Source organism: Megasphaera vaginalis (ex Bordigoni et al. 2020), assembly GCF_900240295.1.
Classification (GTDB): domain Bacteria; phylum Bacillota; class Negativicutes; order Veillonellales; family Megasphaeraceae; genus Megasphaera; species Megasphaera vaginalis.
Map to the genome: position 1 here is coordinate 228965 of NZ_OEQB01000002.1, position 18350 is coordinate 247314.

The window sequence follows — 18350 nt, forward strand, 5'->3', positions numbered from 1 at the left end:
TACCTACATTGGCGGAGGCCCTTGCCTGCTGCTCTTTGATGAAGACGAAGAAGATGATGATGATTTGGAAGCCGTGTACGAAATGGAAACCTTATCGCCATCTTCCAAACCGCTGGTAATTTCGACGTATTCATCACTGTATATGCCCGTCTTGACGGGGACTTGCTCTGTTTGTCCGGCAGCATTGACGCGCAATACGTAGGAACCGTCATTGTTGGTTTTTAAGGCGGCAATGGGGATGGCCAGCGCATTTTCTTTTTCTGACGTGTTGATGTCGACACGGGCCGTCATGCCGAGCCGCAATTCATCGTTCGGGTCGTCGACGTCCAGCGTGACATAATAGTAGATGACGCTGGCCGTTGAAGAGGATGAAGAGGACGAAGAGGAACTGGATGTCGTATCCCAGGTGTTGCTCGTGTCCGTCTTCGATATTTTTGAAACGCGGGCCGTGAAGGTGCGGCCTGTATACGTATCAACCGTAAAGGTTGCCGTCTGGCCGACTTTGATATTGCCGATATCGGTTTCATCTATTTTCGCGAGGATCTGTTTTTGCGAAGTATCGGCAATACGCATGATGACTGTCGGGCTGCTGTTGCCCTGGACGGCCATCGTGCCTGCCGATTTCGGTTCGCCGACGACAACGCCGTCCATGGGCGCCGTAATGACCGTTTCGGCGACATCCGATTCAGCGGCCGTTAAACTGCTGACAGCCGTATCGTAGTCATAAGCAGCGTTATCCAGATCCTGCTTGGCGCCGGCGCCGGCTTCGTAAAGGGATTTGGCCCGTTCATATGCTAATTGCGTGTTAGTTACCTTATACTGCGCCTGGTCGCGTTTTGCTTCATAATCCTTGCCGTCCAAAGTGGCGACCGTTTCGCCTTTGGTTACGGTATCGTTTTCTTTAACCAGAACGGAACTGATGCGAGCCGTGATTTTCGGGGATACTTCGACGGAATTTACGGGGCTGATCGTACCGGTGGCGGAAACGGTGGATTTCAAATTCATGCGGGATACCTCGGCCGTCTCCACTGCCGAAGCCTGGCTTGCCGCTTCTTTTGCCTGGTAGTATTCATAAGCGCCGAAGGCGCACGCCGCGATGATAATGGCGGCAATCGCCATTTTCACTTTACTGTTTACTGTCATGTCATCACCTGATCGTTTTATGTTGTAATTGAGTATGGATATAACGCGAATCTTAAAGAATTCGCAGTTGCAACTCAGTATACCATGAATCGGGCAGGCGTGAAAGATTCGACAGGCGTCGGAGCGGATATTTACAACAAACTGTAACAAAATGACGGGAAACAGATGCGATGCCGAAGGATAAGATTGAAACCATCGTTAATCATGAAAAAGAGGTATGATGAAAACGTCGCCATCGTGCTGCTCGTGGTGTTGCCATGCGCGGGGAATACGGCTGCCGCAGCGGCGTTTTTTGCCTGACGTAACAGGACCTGTACCTGTAAATAATATGAAAATATACTATCCCGCTTATCTCGTTGTGTGCACAAAATGAGAAGTGATACTTAGGGATAAAGTATATTGTATATATCCATAACCGCATAAACTATCAAGATATCCATGAATACCTGAGAAATGTATTCATGGATATCCCCGTAGTAATACTGACATATTTATAATTTATAAATATGTCAGTATTACTTTATAAAGGTATGGGCCTGATTATAAAAATATGGAAAGAAAAAACATAGACAAATAATAGACAAAAGAAACTGCAAAATGGAAAAAATATCATAAATTTTCGGTTAAAAAGTCTAGGAAATGTGCATATTATTCCATGTAAATTTTGCGTAATATGGACATATGGACAAAACATATGTACCTGTGAGAAGGAGTTGAACTTGATTATGGTATTAAATGACGATCAGAAAATGATTCAAAAAATGACAAAAGAAATTGCACAGAAAGTTATTGCCCCCCAAGCGGCTTATTACGATCGGACGGAAGAATTCCCTTGGGAAAATGTCAAGAAACTGAGTGAGATGGGGTTCATGGGCATGGCTGTTCCCGAAATTTATGATGGCGCTGAAATGGATATGGTTTCCAGTGTTGCAGCATTGGAAGAAATATCAAAGGCATGTGCATCAACAGGAACTATTATGGCTGTTCATAATTCGGCAGGGATTTTACCGGTTTTAAATTTTGGTTCTGAAGAACAAAAAAAGGAGTATTTACCTAGACTGGCGACGGGGGATGCTGTTGGTGCATTTGCTTTGACGGAACCGGGAGCAGGGTCCGATGCGGCGAAGGTGATGACAACGGCTGTTGAGGATAAGGAATGTTATGTATTAAACGGGAGTAAGTGTTTTATTAGTAACGGAGGAGCGGCGGAAATATTTATTGTATTCGCATCAAAAGACAAAACAAAAGGGGTAAAAGGATTATCTGCCTTTATCGTTGAAAAAGGTGCTCCCGGTTTTTCTATTGGAAAACATGAAGAAAAAATGGGGATTAGAGCATCTTCCACCGTAGAATTGATTTTCGATAATTGCAGGATCCCTAAAAAAAATCAATTAGGCAAAGATGGGGAAGGTTTTAAAATTGCAATGGTAACTCTCGATACAGCTCGAATCGGAATTGCTGCGCAGGCTGTAGGTATTGCTGAAGGCGCATATCAGGAAGCAGTGGCATATGCAAAAGTAAGAGAACAATTCGGTAAACCGATTTGTTATAACCAAGCCATTGGATTTATGTTAGCGAATATGGCGATTAGCATTGAGGCGGCAAGGCAGCTTACTTATCATGCAGCTCAATTGAAAGATAATCGGCAAGCTTTTGGGAAAGAAGCGGCTATGGCTAAAACCTTTGCATCGGATGTTGCTGTTCAAGTAGCGTTAGATGCGATTCAGATTATGGGGGGATACGGTTATTCCCGTGAATATCCTGTAGAAAGAATGCTTCGAGATGCAAAAATCACACAAATATATGAAGGTACAAACCAGATTCAACGAGTTGTAATTAGTCGTTCGATCTTACAATAGGGAGGAGATAGTATGCTGCAACCTTTAAAAGGCGTTACAGTTATTGATTTAACGTATTTTGTCGCAGGTCCTGGAGCTGCGAAAATTTTAGCGGACTGGGGGGCCGATGTTATTAAAGTGGAACCTCCGTTTGGCGACCCGATTAGAACTTCAGGAACATCGCTTCAAGCGCCGATTGAAGAAGACTGCAACCCCTTATATGCCGCTTTTAACTCAAACAAGAGAGGCTTGGCTCTTGATTTGAAAAATGAAGCAGGTAAGGCGGTCCTCAATAAATTGCTTACAACTGCCGATGTTTTTTTATCCAGCTATCGGACGGGAGCCTTAAAAAGATTGGGGCTGGACTATGAAACACTTCATGAAAAGTATCCTCATCTTATTTGGGCTCAATTAAACGGATATGGTGACTTTGGGCCGGTGAAAGATAATCCGGGGTTTGATGTTGTGGCTTTTTGGGCGAGGAGTGGAGCGATGATTGACTTTCCTGAAAAGGAGACATCGCCTATTAACGCTCCATACGGGTTTGGTGATGCAACAACTGCATGTTCTTTGGCGGGGGGGATTGCAGGCGCACTGTATCAGAAGGAAAAAACCGGTAAAGGGTGTAAGGTTATGACCTCTCTTTACGGTCAAGCGATTTGGAACAATGCCGCCTTGGTTATGGCTACACAATATGGTGATGAATATCCTAAAACGAGGAAAAATCCAATGTCGCCGGTGATGGATAGCTTCCAATGTTCTGATGGAAAATGGATTTATATGAGCATTTTACAACATGACCGCTATTATAACACTTTGATGAAAGATGTTATTGACCGCCCGGATTTAGTCGATGATCCTCGTTTTGCCAAAGCTGTTGACGGGAAAAAGAATGCTGTCGAGTTAGTGGAAATTATTAGCCAAGGATTTGCTAAATATACACAAGCAGAAATGGCTAAAAGGCTACATGATGCCGATATTGCATATGATTGCATTCAGCATGTCAAAGATACATTAAATGATCCACAAGCGTTAGAGAACCAGTATATTGTGCCAATAAAAAACTTTGATGGCAGTGAAACGAAACAAGCGATGACACCTGTGAGATTTTGTGATATTGAACCAACAACTCCAGTTGATATTGCACCGACAGTAGAACTTTTAGCACCCAAAATTGGCCAAGATTCCGTAGCAATTTTGAAGGAATATGGGTATGCTGATGAGGACATTGATGAACTGGTTCAAATTGGCGCTGTATTTACAGCTAAATAAAGGAGAGAAGATAAAATGGAACTGTCTCAGTTGAATAATATACTTTTTGAAGTAGAGGAAGACATTGCCACAATCACAATTAATCGACCGAAGGCTTTAGATGCGTTAAATCCCGAAACGGTGATGGAATTAGGAGCCTGTATTGATGTTTTAGAGAAGGATAAGTCCGTTAAAGTCGTCGTTATTACAGGTGGGGGCAATAAATCTTTTGTTGCGGGAGCGGATATAGTCGCTATGTCGACGATGAATTCCATTGAAGGTCGAGATTTTGGTAAACTGGCTCAAGATACTTTTACGCGGATTGAAAATTTGCCGCAACCGGTTATTGCAGCTGTGAATGGATATGCATTAGGTGGCGGCTGTGAATTGGCGTGTGCTTGTGATTTTCGCTATGCATCGGAAAATGCGAAGTTTGGGCAACCTGAGGTTGGTCTTGGTGTTACGCCTGGATTTGGAGGAACACAACGATTACCAAGAGTTGTCGGTAGAGGATACGGCAAAGAATTAATTTATACCGCCAAATTGATTAATGCTGAAGAAGCCTATCGCATTGGATTAGTTAATTTAGTGGTTCCGCAAGAAAATTTAATGAAGGAAGTAATAAAAACGGCAAAACTAATTGCTTCAAAAGGCAAAATTGCTGTGCAATTATCAAAAGCTGCTATCAACAGAGGCATTAATTGTGATGTTATTACAGGTATCGCTTACGAAGATGAAGTTTTTGCTATCTGTTTTGCTACGGCAGACCAAAAAGAGGGCATGGGAGCTTTTGTGCAAAAAAGAGAGCCGCACTTCATTGGAAAATAACTATATGTATAGGAGAGTGCATGCCCTCTCCTATACATATAAAAACTAAAGGTGGTGTAATCAATGGAAGTTTTAATGATTATTATCAGCTTGGCCTTATTAGTAACAATTGCATATCGTGGCTTTTCCGTTATTCTATTTGCCCCTGTTTGCGCATTGGTGGCGGCTAGTATGGCCAATTATCATTTATTGCCTGGATATACAGAATTGTTTATGGGTAAAGCGGTTGTATTTGTTAAATCCTTCTTTCCTGTTTTTTTACTAGGTGCAGTTTTTGGTAAGATAATGGAAGAGACAGGGATGGCACGGAGCATTGCTGGGATCGTTATTAAAAAACTGGGTAAGGATAAAGCTATCTTATCAGTTTTGGCAGTATGTGTTATTTTAGCGTATGGAGGCGTTAGTGTTTACGTAGCCGTTTTTGCAATTTATCCTTTTGCCGCAGCTGTGTTTAAAGAGGCGAATATACCTAAGAAGTTAATTCCGGCAGTACTGGTAGCGGGCCTTCTGACGATGGTTATGGATTCAGCGCCAGGGACACCTCAGTTGCAAAATATTATTCCTACCGTTTACTTGGGAACGACTATTTATGCCGCTCCTATTTTAGGCACGATTTGCGGTACAGCGACTTTGGTCCTTTGTTATTTATATTTGAATTGGAGACGTAAAGTGGCTGAGAAAACAGGGGAAGGATATGGGAACCATACGTTAAATGAAACCATCGTAGATCCCGATCAACCTACTCCTCCATGGTATTTATCCGTTTTGCCTTTAATTACGGTGTTAGGAGTTAGTTTCTATTTATCATTTGTTTTTACTTGGGATACAACATTAGTTGAACCATTCCAAAAAATGGGACTTCCTTTGACTGCTAAAAGTGTAAAAAATGTTGTATCTATTTGGTCGCTCATTATAGGTCTTTTAGTGGCTATTATCTTGGCATGCGTGTTAGGTAGAAAGTTTATGTCAAAGAGTGTAAGCATGAAAGCGGCCTTAAATGCAGGAGCGATTGGGTCTCTATTGGCGATTATGAATACGGCATCTGAAGTCGGGTATGGTAGCGTGATATCATCATTGCCGGGGTTTACCGAAATTGCCAATTCGTTGTATGGCATTGGGGCCGGTATGCCGTTGGTAAATGTTGCCATTATGGTAAATGTGTTAGCTGCAATTACCGGATCGGCAACCGGCGGACTTGGTATAGCTTTAGAAATATTCAGTCAGCACTGGCTGGAAACAACTGCTGCGGCAGGTATACCGGCAGAGGTTGTTCATCGCATTGCTTCTATGGCTGCCGGAGGGATGGATACATTACCTCATAATGGCGCCATTATCACGACGTTAGCGATTTGTGGGTTAACTCATAAAGAATCATACAAGGACATTTTCGGAGTAACCTTATTGAAGTTTGCTATGGCGTTTGTAGCAGTGTTTTTATATATGTTAACGGGAATTGTTTAGAAAAAATCAAATAAAAGGCGCTGCTTTTATAAAATTTAAATAAAAGTAGTGCCTTTTGTTGTACATGAAACCCATTCGGGAAGAAAAACTGCGCCGTCTACAGGGCAATACGGGAGCGTGCAGAGGGTATGATACGATGCATTATGCATTTTTTATATATAGAATATAGCAGGGAAAGTTAACGGTGTTTATCCGTTTACAATATGGAGGCGGATGGCTTGTATATATACTGAAAGAGAGGGATAACTTAAGGGGCGATATATTGAATTGGCCGCGAAAATAATATTATGCCAAAAGTTAAAAATATGCGGCGTTGTTTTATATAATTCCTCCTTGTTTTATAGAATAATAAAATCTATGGATCGGATTAATCTTTCAAATATCGATATGAAAGGTGGGAGGACTGTCTGTTTAAGTTGTTGACCAGAATTTAATATATTGTGTTCATATGATAAACTATAAAGGAGAGGAGGGGTAAAGTGAATGATTATGCAGAAGGGTTAAAGGAGTTATTAGAATTCGTTAATATAAGGTATAGTGTATTATCAAAAGAGATCGGTTATGATTTATCGTATGTCAGCAAATGGGTAACAGGAGCCAGATTACCTGCTGCTAAAAATGTCGATTTAATCAATCAAAAAATAGCTAATGCAGTTACGTTGGTTACGATAAAATTGAAATTAAGTGAAGAACTTAAAAAACGGTTTTTAGATTCTAAGCATATTTCCGATCAGGATTTAGAATTTGAGATATATCAATATTTGAGTAATCGATATAGACGGTCTATTGGAACCAAAAAAAACAAGCAGGCGATAGAAACTGAGCATACAAATAAATCGGCTATTGGTGTTACTGATTGTCAGGTATTAATTTCTAATGTCATTGATACCTGTCTAGGTAATGAAGCTGCCGAAATAGATATATTGATTACCGGTGATTTTATTAGTTTGATGCAAAATAAATTTTGGAGTACTTTTTATCGGGAATCATTAAAAAAGTGTTTTTGTAAGATAGATTTATTGATCAATTTTGAACGTTTAAAGGATGATCCGGTTTCTCATATGGGAGATTTGTTCCAGTGCCTTAATGACTTTTTGGACTTTGATTTTACGATTCATGAAAAAATATCGGATCAATATAGCAATATTATCGTAATAAAAAATAAAGCGGTAATTTATTATTACTTAAATGTAGAAGGATATATTGATTTGTGTTCGGTGATTACCGATTCGGAACAAGTGGCTGTGATTTTTGAAAAATGCAGATCATTTATGGCGACATTGCCGGTAGTATTGAAGCCTAAGAAAACGTTGGGCATGGAACGTTTTGGATATAGGGATACATTCTATACATCAGATGAATTTTTCTTTTTTTGTGTAAACGGATTTGAGTTTTTATTGCCTGATAAGGTGTTTGATTCGATGTTATTAAAAGCTAAAATGGGAGATTTGGATCCGGCTACTGAAGAATGGGTCGAACGTGTTAGGGCTATTTGGGAAAATTTGATGGTAAGAGTATCATTGCGATTTATGTTGCCGACAAATTCCATTATCCGATTTTTAGAGACGGGGGATATTCAGCTTACTGATTTTTCCTACCAATTAACACCGGAAGAAAGGCGAGATCATGTTAAAAATATTTTAGAGGTTATGAAATTGAACCCTAATATTACGTTCGGTGTGTTATTACCGACAACAGAAAAATACAGCGGAACTAATTTTACGAATCTTTCATTTAATACGAATTATTCCACTGGATTTTTGAAGAAAAATTTGCACTATATACATCGCAGCACAAATCCTATCTATTTTATTAATAATCCCTTACTACTACAATATTTTCAGCAGTTTTTTGAACATCAGAGAAAAAGCAGACATTATAAAGAATATACTGTTGATCAATTAGCTAAATTGTATGATCAATATAAATTTTTAATGGATTTTCTTTTTGAAAAATGAGCAGCCTATTTGACAATGAATATCAGTCGGTTTATACTGTGAGTGACGATTAAGGGGAGCGCGATCACTGCTGAGAGGAAGACGAACTTCGACCCTAGAACCTGATGCGGATAATGCCGCCGTAGGAACAGTAAGTATACTTAGTGAGAGCATCTCTGTGATGCTCTTTTTTTTGTGAAGGAGAACATGTGTCATGGAAACAGAAAAGACTTCAGTTTGGAATAATGGGCTCTTATGGTTCGGCGCCGGTATTTCCATTGCCGAAATATTAACGGGAATGCTGTTGGCTCCTTTAGGGTTTGCTGAAGGGAGCGCGGCAATTTTGATCGGCCATGTTATCGGCGGCGCCGTTATGTATTATGCCGGACTTATCGGTGCACGTACCGGCAAAAGTGCGATGGAAACGGTGCAAATTTCCTTCGGGCAAAAGGGGGCGCTTCTTTTTGCCGGACTCAATGTCATTCAGCTTGTCGGCTGGACTGCCGTCATGGTGGCCAGTGCCGCCGTTGCCGCGAATACAATCGCCGGCACGGGAACTTCGTTTTGGAGTGTGATCATCGGCGCGTTCATCGCTTTGTGGATTCTTTTGGGTTTGAAGAACCTGGGAAAACTCAACGGGGTGGTCATGGCCGCTTTATTGTTGCTCACGATCGTTTTGAGTGGTGTCGTTTTTCATGGCGATGTGTCGCCGTCTGCAGGTGATATGACGTTTGGAGGCGCCGTCGAGCTGGCTGTTGCCATGCCGCTTTCATGGCTGCCGGTCATTTCCGATTATACGCGGACGGCAAAACGGCCGCAGCTAGCTACGGCGGCAAGCTGCGGCGCATATTTTGTTGCCAGTTGCTGGATGTTTCTGATCGGTATGGGTGCGGCTTTATACACCGGACAGGAGGATATTGCCGCAGTTATGGTTGAAGCCGGATTAGGTGCGGCGGGGATTTTGATCGTTTTGCTGTCGACGGTTACGACGACTTTTCTGGATGCCTTTTCCGCCGGTGTCAGCGGTCGGCGATTGCTGCCGCAGTTTTCGGAAAAGGGGTTGGCCTTGATCGCTTGTGTTGCCGGCGTGGTCTTGGCCATTTTGGCTGATGCAGAACGGTTTCAGGATTTTCTTTACCTCATCGGATCGGTCTTTGCTCCGATGACGGCCATATTGCTGACCGATTATTTTCTTCTCAAAGAAGATCACGGGGCTTCGGCTGTGAATTGGCTGAATCTCGTTCTCTGGGCAGGCGGATTCTTTCTTTACCGTTTTTTCCTTGACGTGGAAACGCCGTTGGGCATAACATTTCCTGTCGTCATCATCATTATGGTTATCAGCGCAGCATGCCACAAGGCGCTGCGGCGATAAAATTATTTTTTAAAGCTTCTCGAAGAAAGCGCATTCATTGCAATGTGAAGGGCTTTCAGGCGAGGAGCTTTTTTATACATATGCGACTCCATACGGCGCAGGATGTCTCCCAGGGAGGTGACGGCTTCCACGATGTAGGGCCCTTTATTGAGCATGACGCATTCCGCCCGTTCACCCATGGCCGCGTCGGTGATTTCCGCCCGTGACGGCAAACCGGTCTTGACCATGTTTTCCAATACTTGCGTGGCCCAAATAACGGGGACGTGGGCGGCTTCGCAGATCCAGAGAATCTCTTCCTGCAATTCCGAAAGGCGGTGGTAGCCGACTTCCACCGCCAGATCGCCGCGGGCGATCATAACGCCGAACGGATGGCTTGAAGCTGCCTGCACGATAATCTCAGGCAAGTGCTGGACCGACTCTTTTGTTTCCACTTTGGCAATGATTCCGATCTTGCGCGCGTCGTCGCCGCGGCGTTTTTGCAGTTCCTGTTGGAGGAGACGGACATCGGCGGCCGATTTTACGAAGGAATAGCCGACAAGGTTGGCGTGGGCGGCGATGAAATCCAGGTCGTCCAGATCTTTTTCCGTCAACGGAGAAATCGGCAGCGGCGTTTCCGGGAAATTCAGACTCTTTTGATTTTTCAGTTTACTTCCCGTCGGCCTGGCATAGGTCAGGCGTATGTATGCCCCCTGCGGCGTAATTTCACTGATGCGGCCTTGTACTTTTCCTTCATCAATTAAGACGGGATCGCCGATCTTCAAGGTTTTAAAGATTTCGGGAATTTTGCAGGTAATGACGATGTCGCCTGCATAGTCAGCAGGATAGCTGTCAATGGAATGGGCGGCGAGAAATACTGTATCGCCAATAAACAGTTTGGTGTCCAACCCTTTGACGAGAATTTCGTCAATACGTATTTTCGGCCCCGACAGATCCATGTAAATCTTGCAGGGGCGCCGGTTTTCCGCGGCGGCGCGGCGGACGTTGTCGATCATGCGCTGCCAGATTTCCTTGTCATCATGAGCGCAGTTGATACGGGCCGTGTTCATGCCCGAGCGGATGAGGTCGTCAATCAGCGTATAGTCGTCGGCGGCTTCTGTCGGCAGTGTTACCATGATATGTGTATACGGTTCGCCTTGGCTGCCGCCGAAAAGGGCGGAGGTATTATGGCGCAGCAGTTTTTCACCGTGAAAAAACATTTTTTGCGGCGGATAGTCGATTAACTCCTGATCGCTTTTGCCGCAGATACGCCCTAAAGAGGCCATGACGGCGTCGAGATTGACGATCGTTCTGGCTTCACTTCTGCCGAGTGAGGAGAGGCCAAGGGAAAGGAGATTACTTTGCAGATCTTGCAGATCACGGCTGCGTAAAGCCAAATAAAAGGCCAAATTTAAAGCACTGTAGAGAAATGTTTTTCTGTAAATATACGGTCGCCATGTTTTGAACAGGTCCAGACCGTCGCTGAGCACATCGTGACGCAGCGCATATAAACGATCATATAAGTGGTTTAAATAGTATTGCCGTCCATTGTCTTCTGTCATGTTCTTTCCTCCTTGCCGCCGATCTGAAATACATGGTTTATCTAACTATTTTAGCAAATTTTACCGTCTTATAGAGAGTGTTTTTATCGAATAATGTAAAAAATAGGAAAAATATGTACGTCCCGACAGCCGTTCTGCTGACAACTGCATAAGAGATGAGACGGATTTGGCATCAATCTTTCTGCGCCTTTATCGTTATACAGAGGATTTCCGCTCTTGTTCCGAGGCGGAACGGCATGCCCCAGAAGCCGCAGCCGCAGGAAACGACGGCCGTCATGGGGCCGAATGTTCTACAGCCGTAGTTCAATGTATATAATCGGTTTGTTACACAGGTGGCCGGGAAAAATTGGCCGCCGTGAGTGTGGCCGGCCAAATACAGATCGTATCCTCGGCGATATGCTTCTTCGATACGCAGCGGTTCATGATCAATAAGGATATTCAGCGGCGTTTTTGCGGCAGCCATGACGGCCTTGTCGCGGCTGTGCAGATAGTCATCCATGCCGGTCAGCGAAATATCTTCCCTGACGGAAAGTTGTTCGTTTCGAAGGAAACGAATCGGGAAAAAAGCGTCGGCTTCTTCCTGTATATCACTGAAGAAATAATCGTGGTTGCCATAGACGGCGTATATTCCGAGAGGCGCTTCCAGGCGTCGAAAGGCGGCATAACTTTTATCACGTAAAACAAAATCGAGATTTCCGTCGATCATGTCGCCGCCGAAAATGATGATGTCACCATGCAGGCTGTTCAATTGCTGTACGAGGCGGCGGCTGTATTTTTTGCTGAGAAGCGGACCGAGATGAATGTCCGTCGCGAAGATAAGCTTTATGTCCGCTGTAATAACGGCAGAGGGGATGATGACGTTTTTTATTTTGATCTGCAGCGCCAGATACGTGCCGTAGAGAAACAGGCACACGATGGCCGTAAGGCCGCAGATGCCGAAAGAAGGAAGCCATTCCCGCCATTGCGGAAGCATGCCTGACAGGAAGGAAAGGAGAAAGGAAACGGTGAACAGGAGAAAAAGGAGAAACGAATAGAGACTGAAAATCAACCAGTAGCCGCCGATCCAAGCGAGAATTTTTATTGGCAGCACGGGCAGGTTGTCCATCGCGTTGTGAGAGACGGCAAAAGCTGCGGATAAAGCCAGAAACAGCCATAAGAACAGAACGGAGGATACGCCGGGAAATGCGGTGCCGTACATCAGCCAGGCGGCAGCGGAACCGATTGCCGTTAAGACGGCGATATTACGAAAGAAGAGTCTGCGATTATGCATGGTAATACGGCCTCCTTTACAGCTTACGATATAAAAAATGCAGCGGTACAGACGCTGCATTTTTTAGTAGGTTATTATTCTCGTTTATTGTTTCGAGACGGCGATTCTTTCGATTGGTCCGATTCGTCGTCCGTATTACGTGTGCGGTCTTTGGTCGTGTCGCTTTGTTCGCTGTCGGTTTTTCCTTTATCCGTTTTTACGTTTTTCTTGTCGGCTTTCTTATCGGTTTTGCTCTTTTCTGTCGCAGTGTTGTCTTCTTCCGGTTCTTCCCGGATAGGCGCCATGCCGGCAGGCACGTCGAAGTCTTTCACCGATTCGTCGGCGACAGCGGCAGACATATAGTCATGCCAGATTTGAGCCGGTATTGTGCCGCCGTACACTTCACCCAGCGTTTCCGAGCCGGTATCATCGCCGATCCAGACTGCCGTAACGATATTCGGCGTATATCCGACGAACCAGGCGTCTTTATTGTCGTCCGTCGTACCGGTCTTGCCGGCGGCAGGTCTGCCGATGGCGGCTGTTGTGCCCGTGCCGGAGGTCATGACGTCAGAAAGCATATCAGTCATCATATAGGCTTCTTTTTCCGTAAGGACTTGTGTTTTTGTCCGTTCGCTTTCGAGGGAATTATCTTCAATAACATTACCGTTGCGGTCGAGGATTTTGACGATTCCCGTCGGCTTTATGAATACGCCTTTGTTGGCAAAGGTGCCGTAAGCGCCGGCTATTTCGAGCGGCGTTACGCCGTGCGTCAGGCCGCCGAGGGCCATGGCCAGGTTGGAGTCGCCGTTTTCCAGCGTGGTAATGCCCATCTTGCGGGCGTTGGAGATAATATTATCCGTGCCGACTTTATCGGCAACTTGAACGGCAACGGTATTAATCGAAAGCGTTAATGCCGTACGCAAGGAAACGGAACCGCGATATTGCCTGTCGGCGTTTTGCGGATGCCAATTGCCGTATGATATTTCTTCATCATTTATGTGTGTAGAGGGACTCATGTCATGTTGCAGCGCCGTAGCGTAAACAAAAGGCTTGAAGGCGGAACCGGGTTGGCGAACGGCCATCGTGGCGCGGTTGAAGCTGTCCTGGTTGCGGCCGCCGACCATGGCGAGAATATAGCCGGTATGAGGGTCTAGAGATACAATCGCGCACTGCGGTTGCGTCAAGCCGTTGGCATCTTCGTAATTATCGGGAAGGTCTGCCAAGGCTTTTACGGCGGCGTGCTGTTTTTTCGTGTCCAAAGTCGTGTAAATTTTCAACCCTTCTTTATACAAAGCGTCGTCGCCGTATTTCTTCGCAATTTCCTGGGATACGTAATCAATGAAAGCAGCAGTCTCGTTGTTGGCAACTGTTGATTTTTTCTTAACCAGTTCCAGATCGGCGTCTTTTGCTTTCGTTGCTTCGCTTTCGCTGATGTAGCCGTATTTTACCATCTGGCTGAGAACGACATTCCTTCTGGCGATCCCTTCATTCAGATTTGTCAGCGGCGAATAATAATTCGGGCTTTTCGGCAGACCTGCAAGCATAGCGCATTGCGTCAAATTCAATTCCGTTACATCTTTGCCGAAATACGTCTGTGCCGCCGTTTGGATACCGTAAGCACCTTGCCCGAAGTAAATCTGATTCATATACATTTCGAGGATTTCTTTTTTGCTGTATTTCCGTTCGATTTCCAACGCGAGCATGGCTTCCTGTATTTTTCTCTTCAACGTTTGCTCCTGCGACAGGAAAGCGTTTTTTGCCAGCTGCTGCGTTATCGTGCTGCCGCCCTGGGCGATGCCTCTGTTGGTCACATTGGTAATGACTGCACGAACGATGCCGATGGGGTCAATACCGATATGGTCATAAAAGCGGTTATCTTCAGCGGCAATAAAGGCATTCTGCAAATTCTGAGGAACTTTGTTGATATCAATAGGCAAGCGGTTCTGATCGGAGTGCAGCGTAGTGATCAGGCGTCCTTTGTTGTCGAATACTTGTGACGAAACGGCAGGTCTCATATTATTTCCGACAGCCGGAAGACTTTGATAGGCTGCGAAAATATAACCGAAGCCGATACCGGCAGCAATGACGATACATAGCGCTACGAGGACGCGTAAGAAATGGGTTGAACTGCGTTTCTTCACGTGTTTTGCCCGGCGTCTTGGTGTATACATAAATCCTCCTGTGTGGGGCTGCGTTGGTGCCTCTCCGTTAGTTGTTTATACCTTTTGCGGTATCATGAATTATAATTACTATTGTTTATTATATCACAATTAAATGCATCGTCACATATAAAAAGTCATAAAATTATGAGAGGAAAATGAGTGCCTGCCGGGCAGGTCATACTCATAAAAAACGAAGGAAGAGCAAGTCCGTACGAGAGGAAAACAGCGGGCATTGCTTGCAGCGGGATTTGTTCAATAGTGTATGTTATATGTAAAATAAATATCACAATATGACCGAGACAAGTCGGGATATTTTGTTGACAACTTAGAATTAATGATGTACTATAATGGCAAATATATTTAATTTAGTATATGCAGTTTATCATCAGGAGGTATGAGGATGGATAGAAATACGGCTTTTGTACTGTGGTTTGATGAATTACGGCGTTCAGATGTTGATCTGGTAGGAGGAAAGTCGTCCTCGTTAGGCGAATTGACATCGCAAACGAAGGTTCCCGTTCCGTACGGTTATGCCACGACGGCTGCCGGCTACAGGCATTTTATGGAAGCCACAGGCCTTAACGGCAAGATCAAAGAACTCCTGACAGGCCTTACGGATGTGGAAGATCCGGTACAGCTCCGCGATGTTACGGCAGCTATCCGGAAAGCCGTCTGTGATGCGGATATGCCGCGTGATTTGGCCGATTCGATTCGCCAGAGCTATATTGAATTGGGAGAAAAGGTTGGGCAGGCGGACCCGTATGTTGCCGTTCGTTCCAGTGCGACGGCGGAAGATTTGCCGGATGCCAGTTTTGCCGGTCAGCAAGATACGTATCTGAATGTTAAAGGCGCCGACATGGTCATTCAAAAAGTAAAAGAATGCTATGCTTCCACTTTTACCGATCGCGCGACGTATTACCGGACGAAGAAGGGGTTTGACCACCTGGAAGTTGCCCTCAGCGCGGCCGTACAGATGATGGTGTTCTCTAAAGCCGCCGGCGTTATGTTTACTGTCGATTTGGTTACGGGCGATGATTCGACGATCACTATTGAAGGAGCCTGGGGCCTTGGTGAATATGTCGTACAGGGCACGGTTACGCCGGATAATTTTAAAGTGAAGAAAGATGATTTGACCATTTTATCAAAAATGGTCAATACGAAGCCGGTTATGCTGGTTCGTAAAGAAGGCGGCGATTGCGAAGAAGTGGTCGTGCCGAGGGAACAGCAGAAAGAACAGGTCATTACGGAAGAACAGATTAAGGAACTGGCATCGTACGCAAAAGCGATTGAAGCCCATTACGGCTGCTATATGGATATGGAATGGGGCGTCGATGAACGGGACGGCAAGGTATGGTTGCTTCAGGCACGGCCGGAAACGGTCTGGTCGAAAAAGAACAGTGAAAAGAAGGGCGCATCGGATGCTTCCGCCGTAACGTCGAATCGTGTCGTCATTGTGAAGGGACTCCCCGCCAGCCCCGGCAACGCAGCCGGCAAGGCGCATGTCATTTTGGATCCGGCACAGATCGGCGAATTTAAAGACGGAGAAATCCTTGTTACGACCATGACGGCGCCGGATTGGGTTCCGGCCATGAAAAAAGCAAAAGCCATCGTTACCGATGCCGGCGGGATGACCTGCCATGCTTCCATTGTCAGCCGTGAATTGGGGATTCCGTGTATTGTCGGAACGAAGAGCCGCAGTGTAGAAGCGACGACGACGATTGCTGACGGCATGGATATTACGGTAGATGCTACGAACGGCATCGTCTATGAAGGGATCGTGGCGGATATCGTCAAACTGGTCGCTGCGAGCGGCGCTGCGGCAACTGTCGTCGCAGCCGAACCGGTGCCCGTTACGGGAACGAAAATATATATGAATCTGGGCAATCCGGATCTGGCTGAAAAACACGGGAAGCTGCCGTGTGACGGTATCGGCTTGATGCGTGAAGAGTTTATCTGGACGACATTCATTCATGAACATCCGTTGTATTTGATTGAAATCGGCCATCCCGAACGCGTTGTCGATCAGCTGGCCGATGGTATGCGCAAGGTATGCCAGGCGCTGGCTCCGCGCCCCGTAACGCTTCGCTTCAGTGATTTTAAATCGAGCGAATATCGTAATCTTAAGGGCGGGGATAAGTATGAGCCGCAGGAAAGCAGCGCGCTTTTGGGCTGGCGCGGCGCTTCCCGCTACTACGACCCGAAATATACGGAAGCTTTCAAATTGGAACTGAAAGCCGTTAAAAAAGTTCGTGAAGAATATGGCTTCAAAAATCTCAATGTCATGATTCCTTTCTGCCGCCGCGTCGATGAAATGGAAAAAATCGTCGCGCTCATGGCAGCAGAAGGATTGCATCGCGGGCCGGATTTTAAAGTATGGCTCATGGCTGAAATTCCCTCCAATATCATCTTGGCAGATCAGTTTAACCGGTTCGTTGACGGCTATTCCATCGGCTCCAATGATTTGACGATGCTGATCATGGGCTGCGACCGCGATAATGATACGGTGGCTCCTCTCTTCGACGAACGAAATCTCGCTGTGAAGCGTGCCATCAGACATTTGATTTCCGTCGCTCATAAAGACGGCAAGACTGTCTCCATCTGCGGGCAGGCTCCCAGCGTATATCCTGATTTTACGGAATTTCTGGTCAAGAGCGGCATCGATTCGGTTTCGGTCAATCCCGATGCCGTCATCTCTACGCGCAAGAGCGTCGCGCAGATTGAACAGCGGATTTTGATGGATTCCTTAACCGGAAGGGGTCGCGTCGATACAGAAGATTATACGTGGTAATCTGTTGCGGAAAAAAGGCGATGCCGAAAGGGATTTCCCTTTTCGGTTCGCCTTTTTCCTGTATATTGTGTATACTGTTTATAATAGTATAAAATATGTTTGGTGGAAATCTGCGAAAAACAGGAGGTGACAAGGAAATAATGTTATCGGAACGTCAAGAGACGATATTGCAGATCGTCAGAGAAAACAGCCCGATTACGGGACAGCATATTGCCGACAGGCTCCACGTGACCAGGGCGGCGCTGCGTTCGGATCTGGCAATATTGACGATGCTGGGGCTGATTGATGCCAGACCTAAATTGGGGTATTTTTTTACGGGAAATAAAGAAAAAGATCTGCTCTCTCGTGTTATCACGGACATTCGCGTCAGTACCTGTTTGTCACAGCCCGTTATCGTCGGCGAGCATACAAGTGCTTATGATGCTATTATCGCCATGTTTACGGAGGATGTGGGCACTGTTTTTGTCGGCAATGAGAACATGTTGCTCGGCGTCGTATCCCGTAAGGATCTGTTGAAAACGGCAATGGGAAATAACGATCTGCAATCTTTGCCTGTGCGCATGGTCATGACGCCTGTAAGCAAATTAATTTATGTCGAAGGCGATGACAAGGCGCTCTTTGCGGCGCAACGCATGATCGAATATGAAATTGATTGTCTGCCTGTCGTGCGGGTGCTGCCCAGTACCGAAGGAAAGAAAAAAGATCTGCAGATCATCGGGCGGATTTCCAAAACGAACATTACCCGTCTGTTTGTGGACTGCGGTATGGGAAGGAGAGCTTAAA

At 45.4% G+C, this 18350-nt stretch carries 12 protein-coding genes and 1 riboswitch; of the genes, 8 read left to right on the forward strand and 4 right to left on the reverse strand.

Annotation, left to right across the window (positions count from 1 at the left end):
* Positions 1 to 3: 3 nt before the first annotated feature.
* Positions 4 to 1143 carry an efflux RND transporter periplasmic adaptor subunit gene (locus C0977_RS03690; protein WP_101912479.1) on the reverse strand — a complete coding sequence of 380 codons (1140 nt, stop codon included), beginning with the start codon at positions 1141 to 1143 and terminating at the stop codon, positions 4 to 6.
* Between the two features lie 725 nt (positions 1144 to 1868).
* On the opposite strand from C0977_RS03690, the gene C0977_RS03695 reads away from it, so the two are divergent.
* The 6 genes from C0977_RS03695 (at position 1869) to cytX (ending at position 9830) form a co-directional block, all read left to right on the forward strand.
* Positions 1869 to 3002, forward strand: coding sequence for an acyl-CoA dehydrogenase (locus tag C0977_RS03695; protein WP_101912480.1), 1134 nt, complete (start codon positions 1869 to 1871; stop codon positions 3000 to 3002).
* 12 nt (positions 3003 to 3014) lie between these two features.
* Positions 3015 to 4253 (forward strand): CaiB/BaiF CoA transferase family protein, encoded by a 1239-nt coding sequence (locus C0977_RS03700; RefSeq protein WP_101912481.1) that lies wholly within the window; start codon positions 3015 to 3017, stop codon positions 4251 to 4253.
* Positions 4254 to 4268: 15 nt separating this feature from the next.
* Complete coding sequence (locus tag C0977_RS03705) at positions 4269 to 5060, forward strand: enoyl-CoA hydratase-related protein (protein ID WP_101912482.1); 792 nt, start codon at positions 4269 to 4271, stop codon at positions 5058 to 5060.
* A 63-nt stretch (positions 5061 to 5123) separates the two neighbouring features.
* The gene (locus tag C0977_RS03710) at positions 5124 to 6521 is read left to right on the forward strand and encodes a GntP family permease (protein ID WP_101912483.1); all 1398 of its coding nucleotides are present in this window, start codon (positions 5124 to 5126) and stop codon (positions 6519 to 6521) included.
* A gap of 479 nt (positions 6522 to 7000) precedes the next feature.
* The gene (locus tag C0977_RS03715; RefSeq protein WP_101912484.1) at positions 7001 to 8479 is read left to right on the forward strand and encodes a helix-turn-helix domain-containing protein; all 1479 of its coding nucleotides are present in this window, start codon (positions 7001 to 7003) and stop codon (positions 8477 to 8479) included.
* 42 nt (positions 8480 to 8521) lie between these two features.
* Positions 8522 to 8624: riboswitch (TPP riboswitch) on the forward strand.
* 48 nt (positions 8625 to 8672) lie between these two features.
* Positions 8673 to 9830: a putative hydroxymethylpyrimidine transporter CytX gene (cytX, locus tag C0977_RS03720; RefSeq protein ID WP_101912485.1), complete on the forward strand. Its 1158-nt coding sequence runs from the start codon at positions 8673 to 8675 to the stop codon at positions 9828 to 9830.
* A gap of 2 nt (positions 9831 to 9832) precedes the next feature.
* Here the strand turns inward: cytX and C0977_RS03725 are convergent, their stop codons facing one another.
* The 3 genes from C0977_RS03725 to C0977_RS03735 form a co-directional block, all read right to left on the reverse strand.
* A complete protein-coding gene (locus C0977_RS03725; protein ID WP_101912486.1) occupies positions 9833 to 11368 on the reverse strand; it encodes a pyruvate kinase in 1536 nt (511 codons plus the stop codon).
* A 172-nt stretch (positions 11369 to 11540) separates the two neighbouring features.
* Positions 11541 to 12638 carry a metallophosphoesterase gene (locus C0977_RS03730; RefSeq protein WP_159459026.1) on the reverse strand — a complete coding sequence of 366 codons (1098 nt, stop codon included), beginning with the start codon at positions 12636 to 12638 and terminating at the stop codon, positions 11541 to 11543.
* A gap of 74 nt (positions 12639 to 12712) precedes the next feature.
* Positions 12713 to 14788: a transglycosylase domain-containing protein gene (locus tag C0977_RS03735; RefSeq protein WP_101912488.1), complete on the reverse strand. Its 2076-nt coding sequence runs from the start codon at positions 14786 to 14788 to the stop codon at positions 12713 to 12715.
* Positions 14789 to 15179: 391 nt separating this feature from the next.
* On the opposite strand from C0977_RS03735, the gene ppsA reads away from it, so the two are divergent.
* Entirely contained in the window at positions 15180 to 17567 is a 2388-nt protein-coding gene (gene ppsA / locus C0977_RS03740; RefSeq protein ID WP_101912489.1) for a phosphoenolpyruvate synthase, read from the forward strand.
* 140 nt (positions 17568 to 17707) lie between these two features.
* Positions 17708 to 18349 (forward strand): helix-turn-helix transcriptional regulator, encoded by a 642-nt coding sequence (locus tag C0977_RS03745; protein WP_023054684.1) that lies wholly within the window; start codon positions 17708 to 17710, stop codon positions 18347 to 18349.
* The last annotated feature ends 1 nt before the right edge of the window (position 18350 follow it).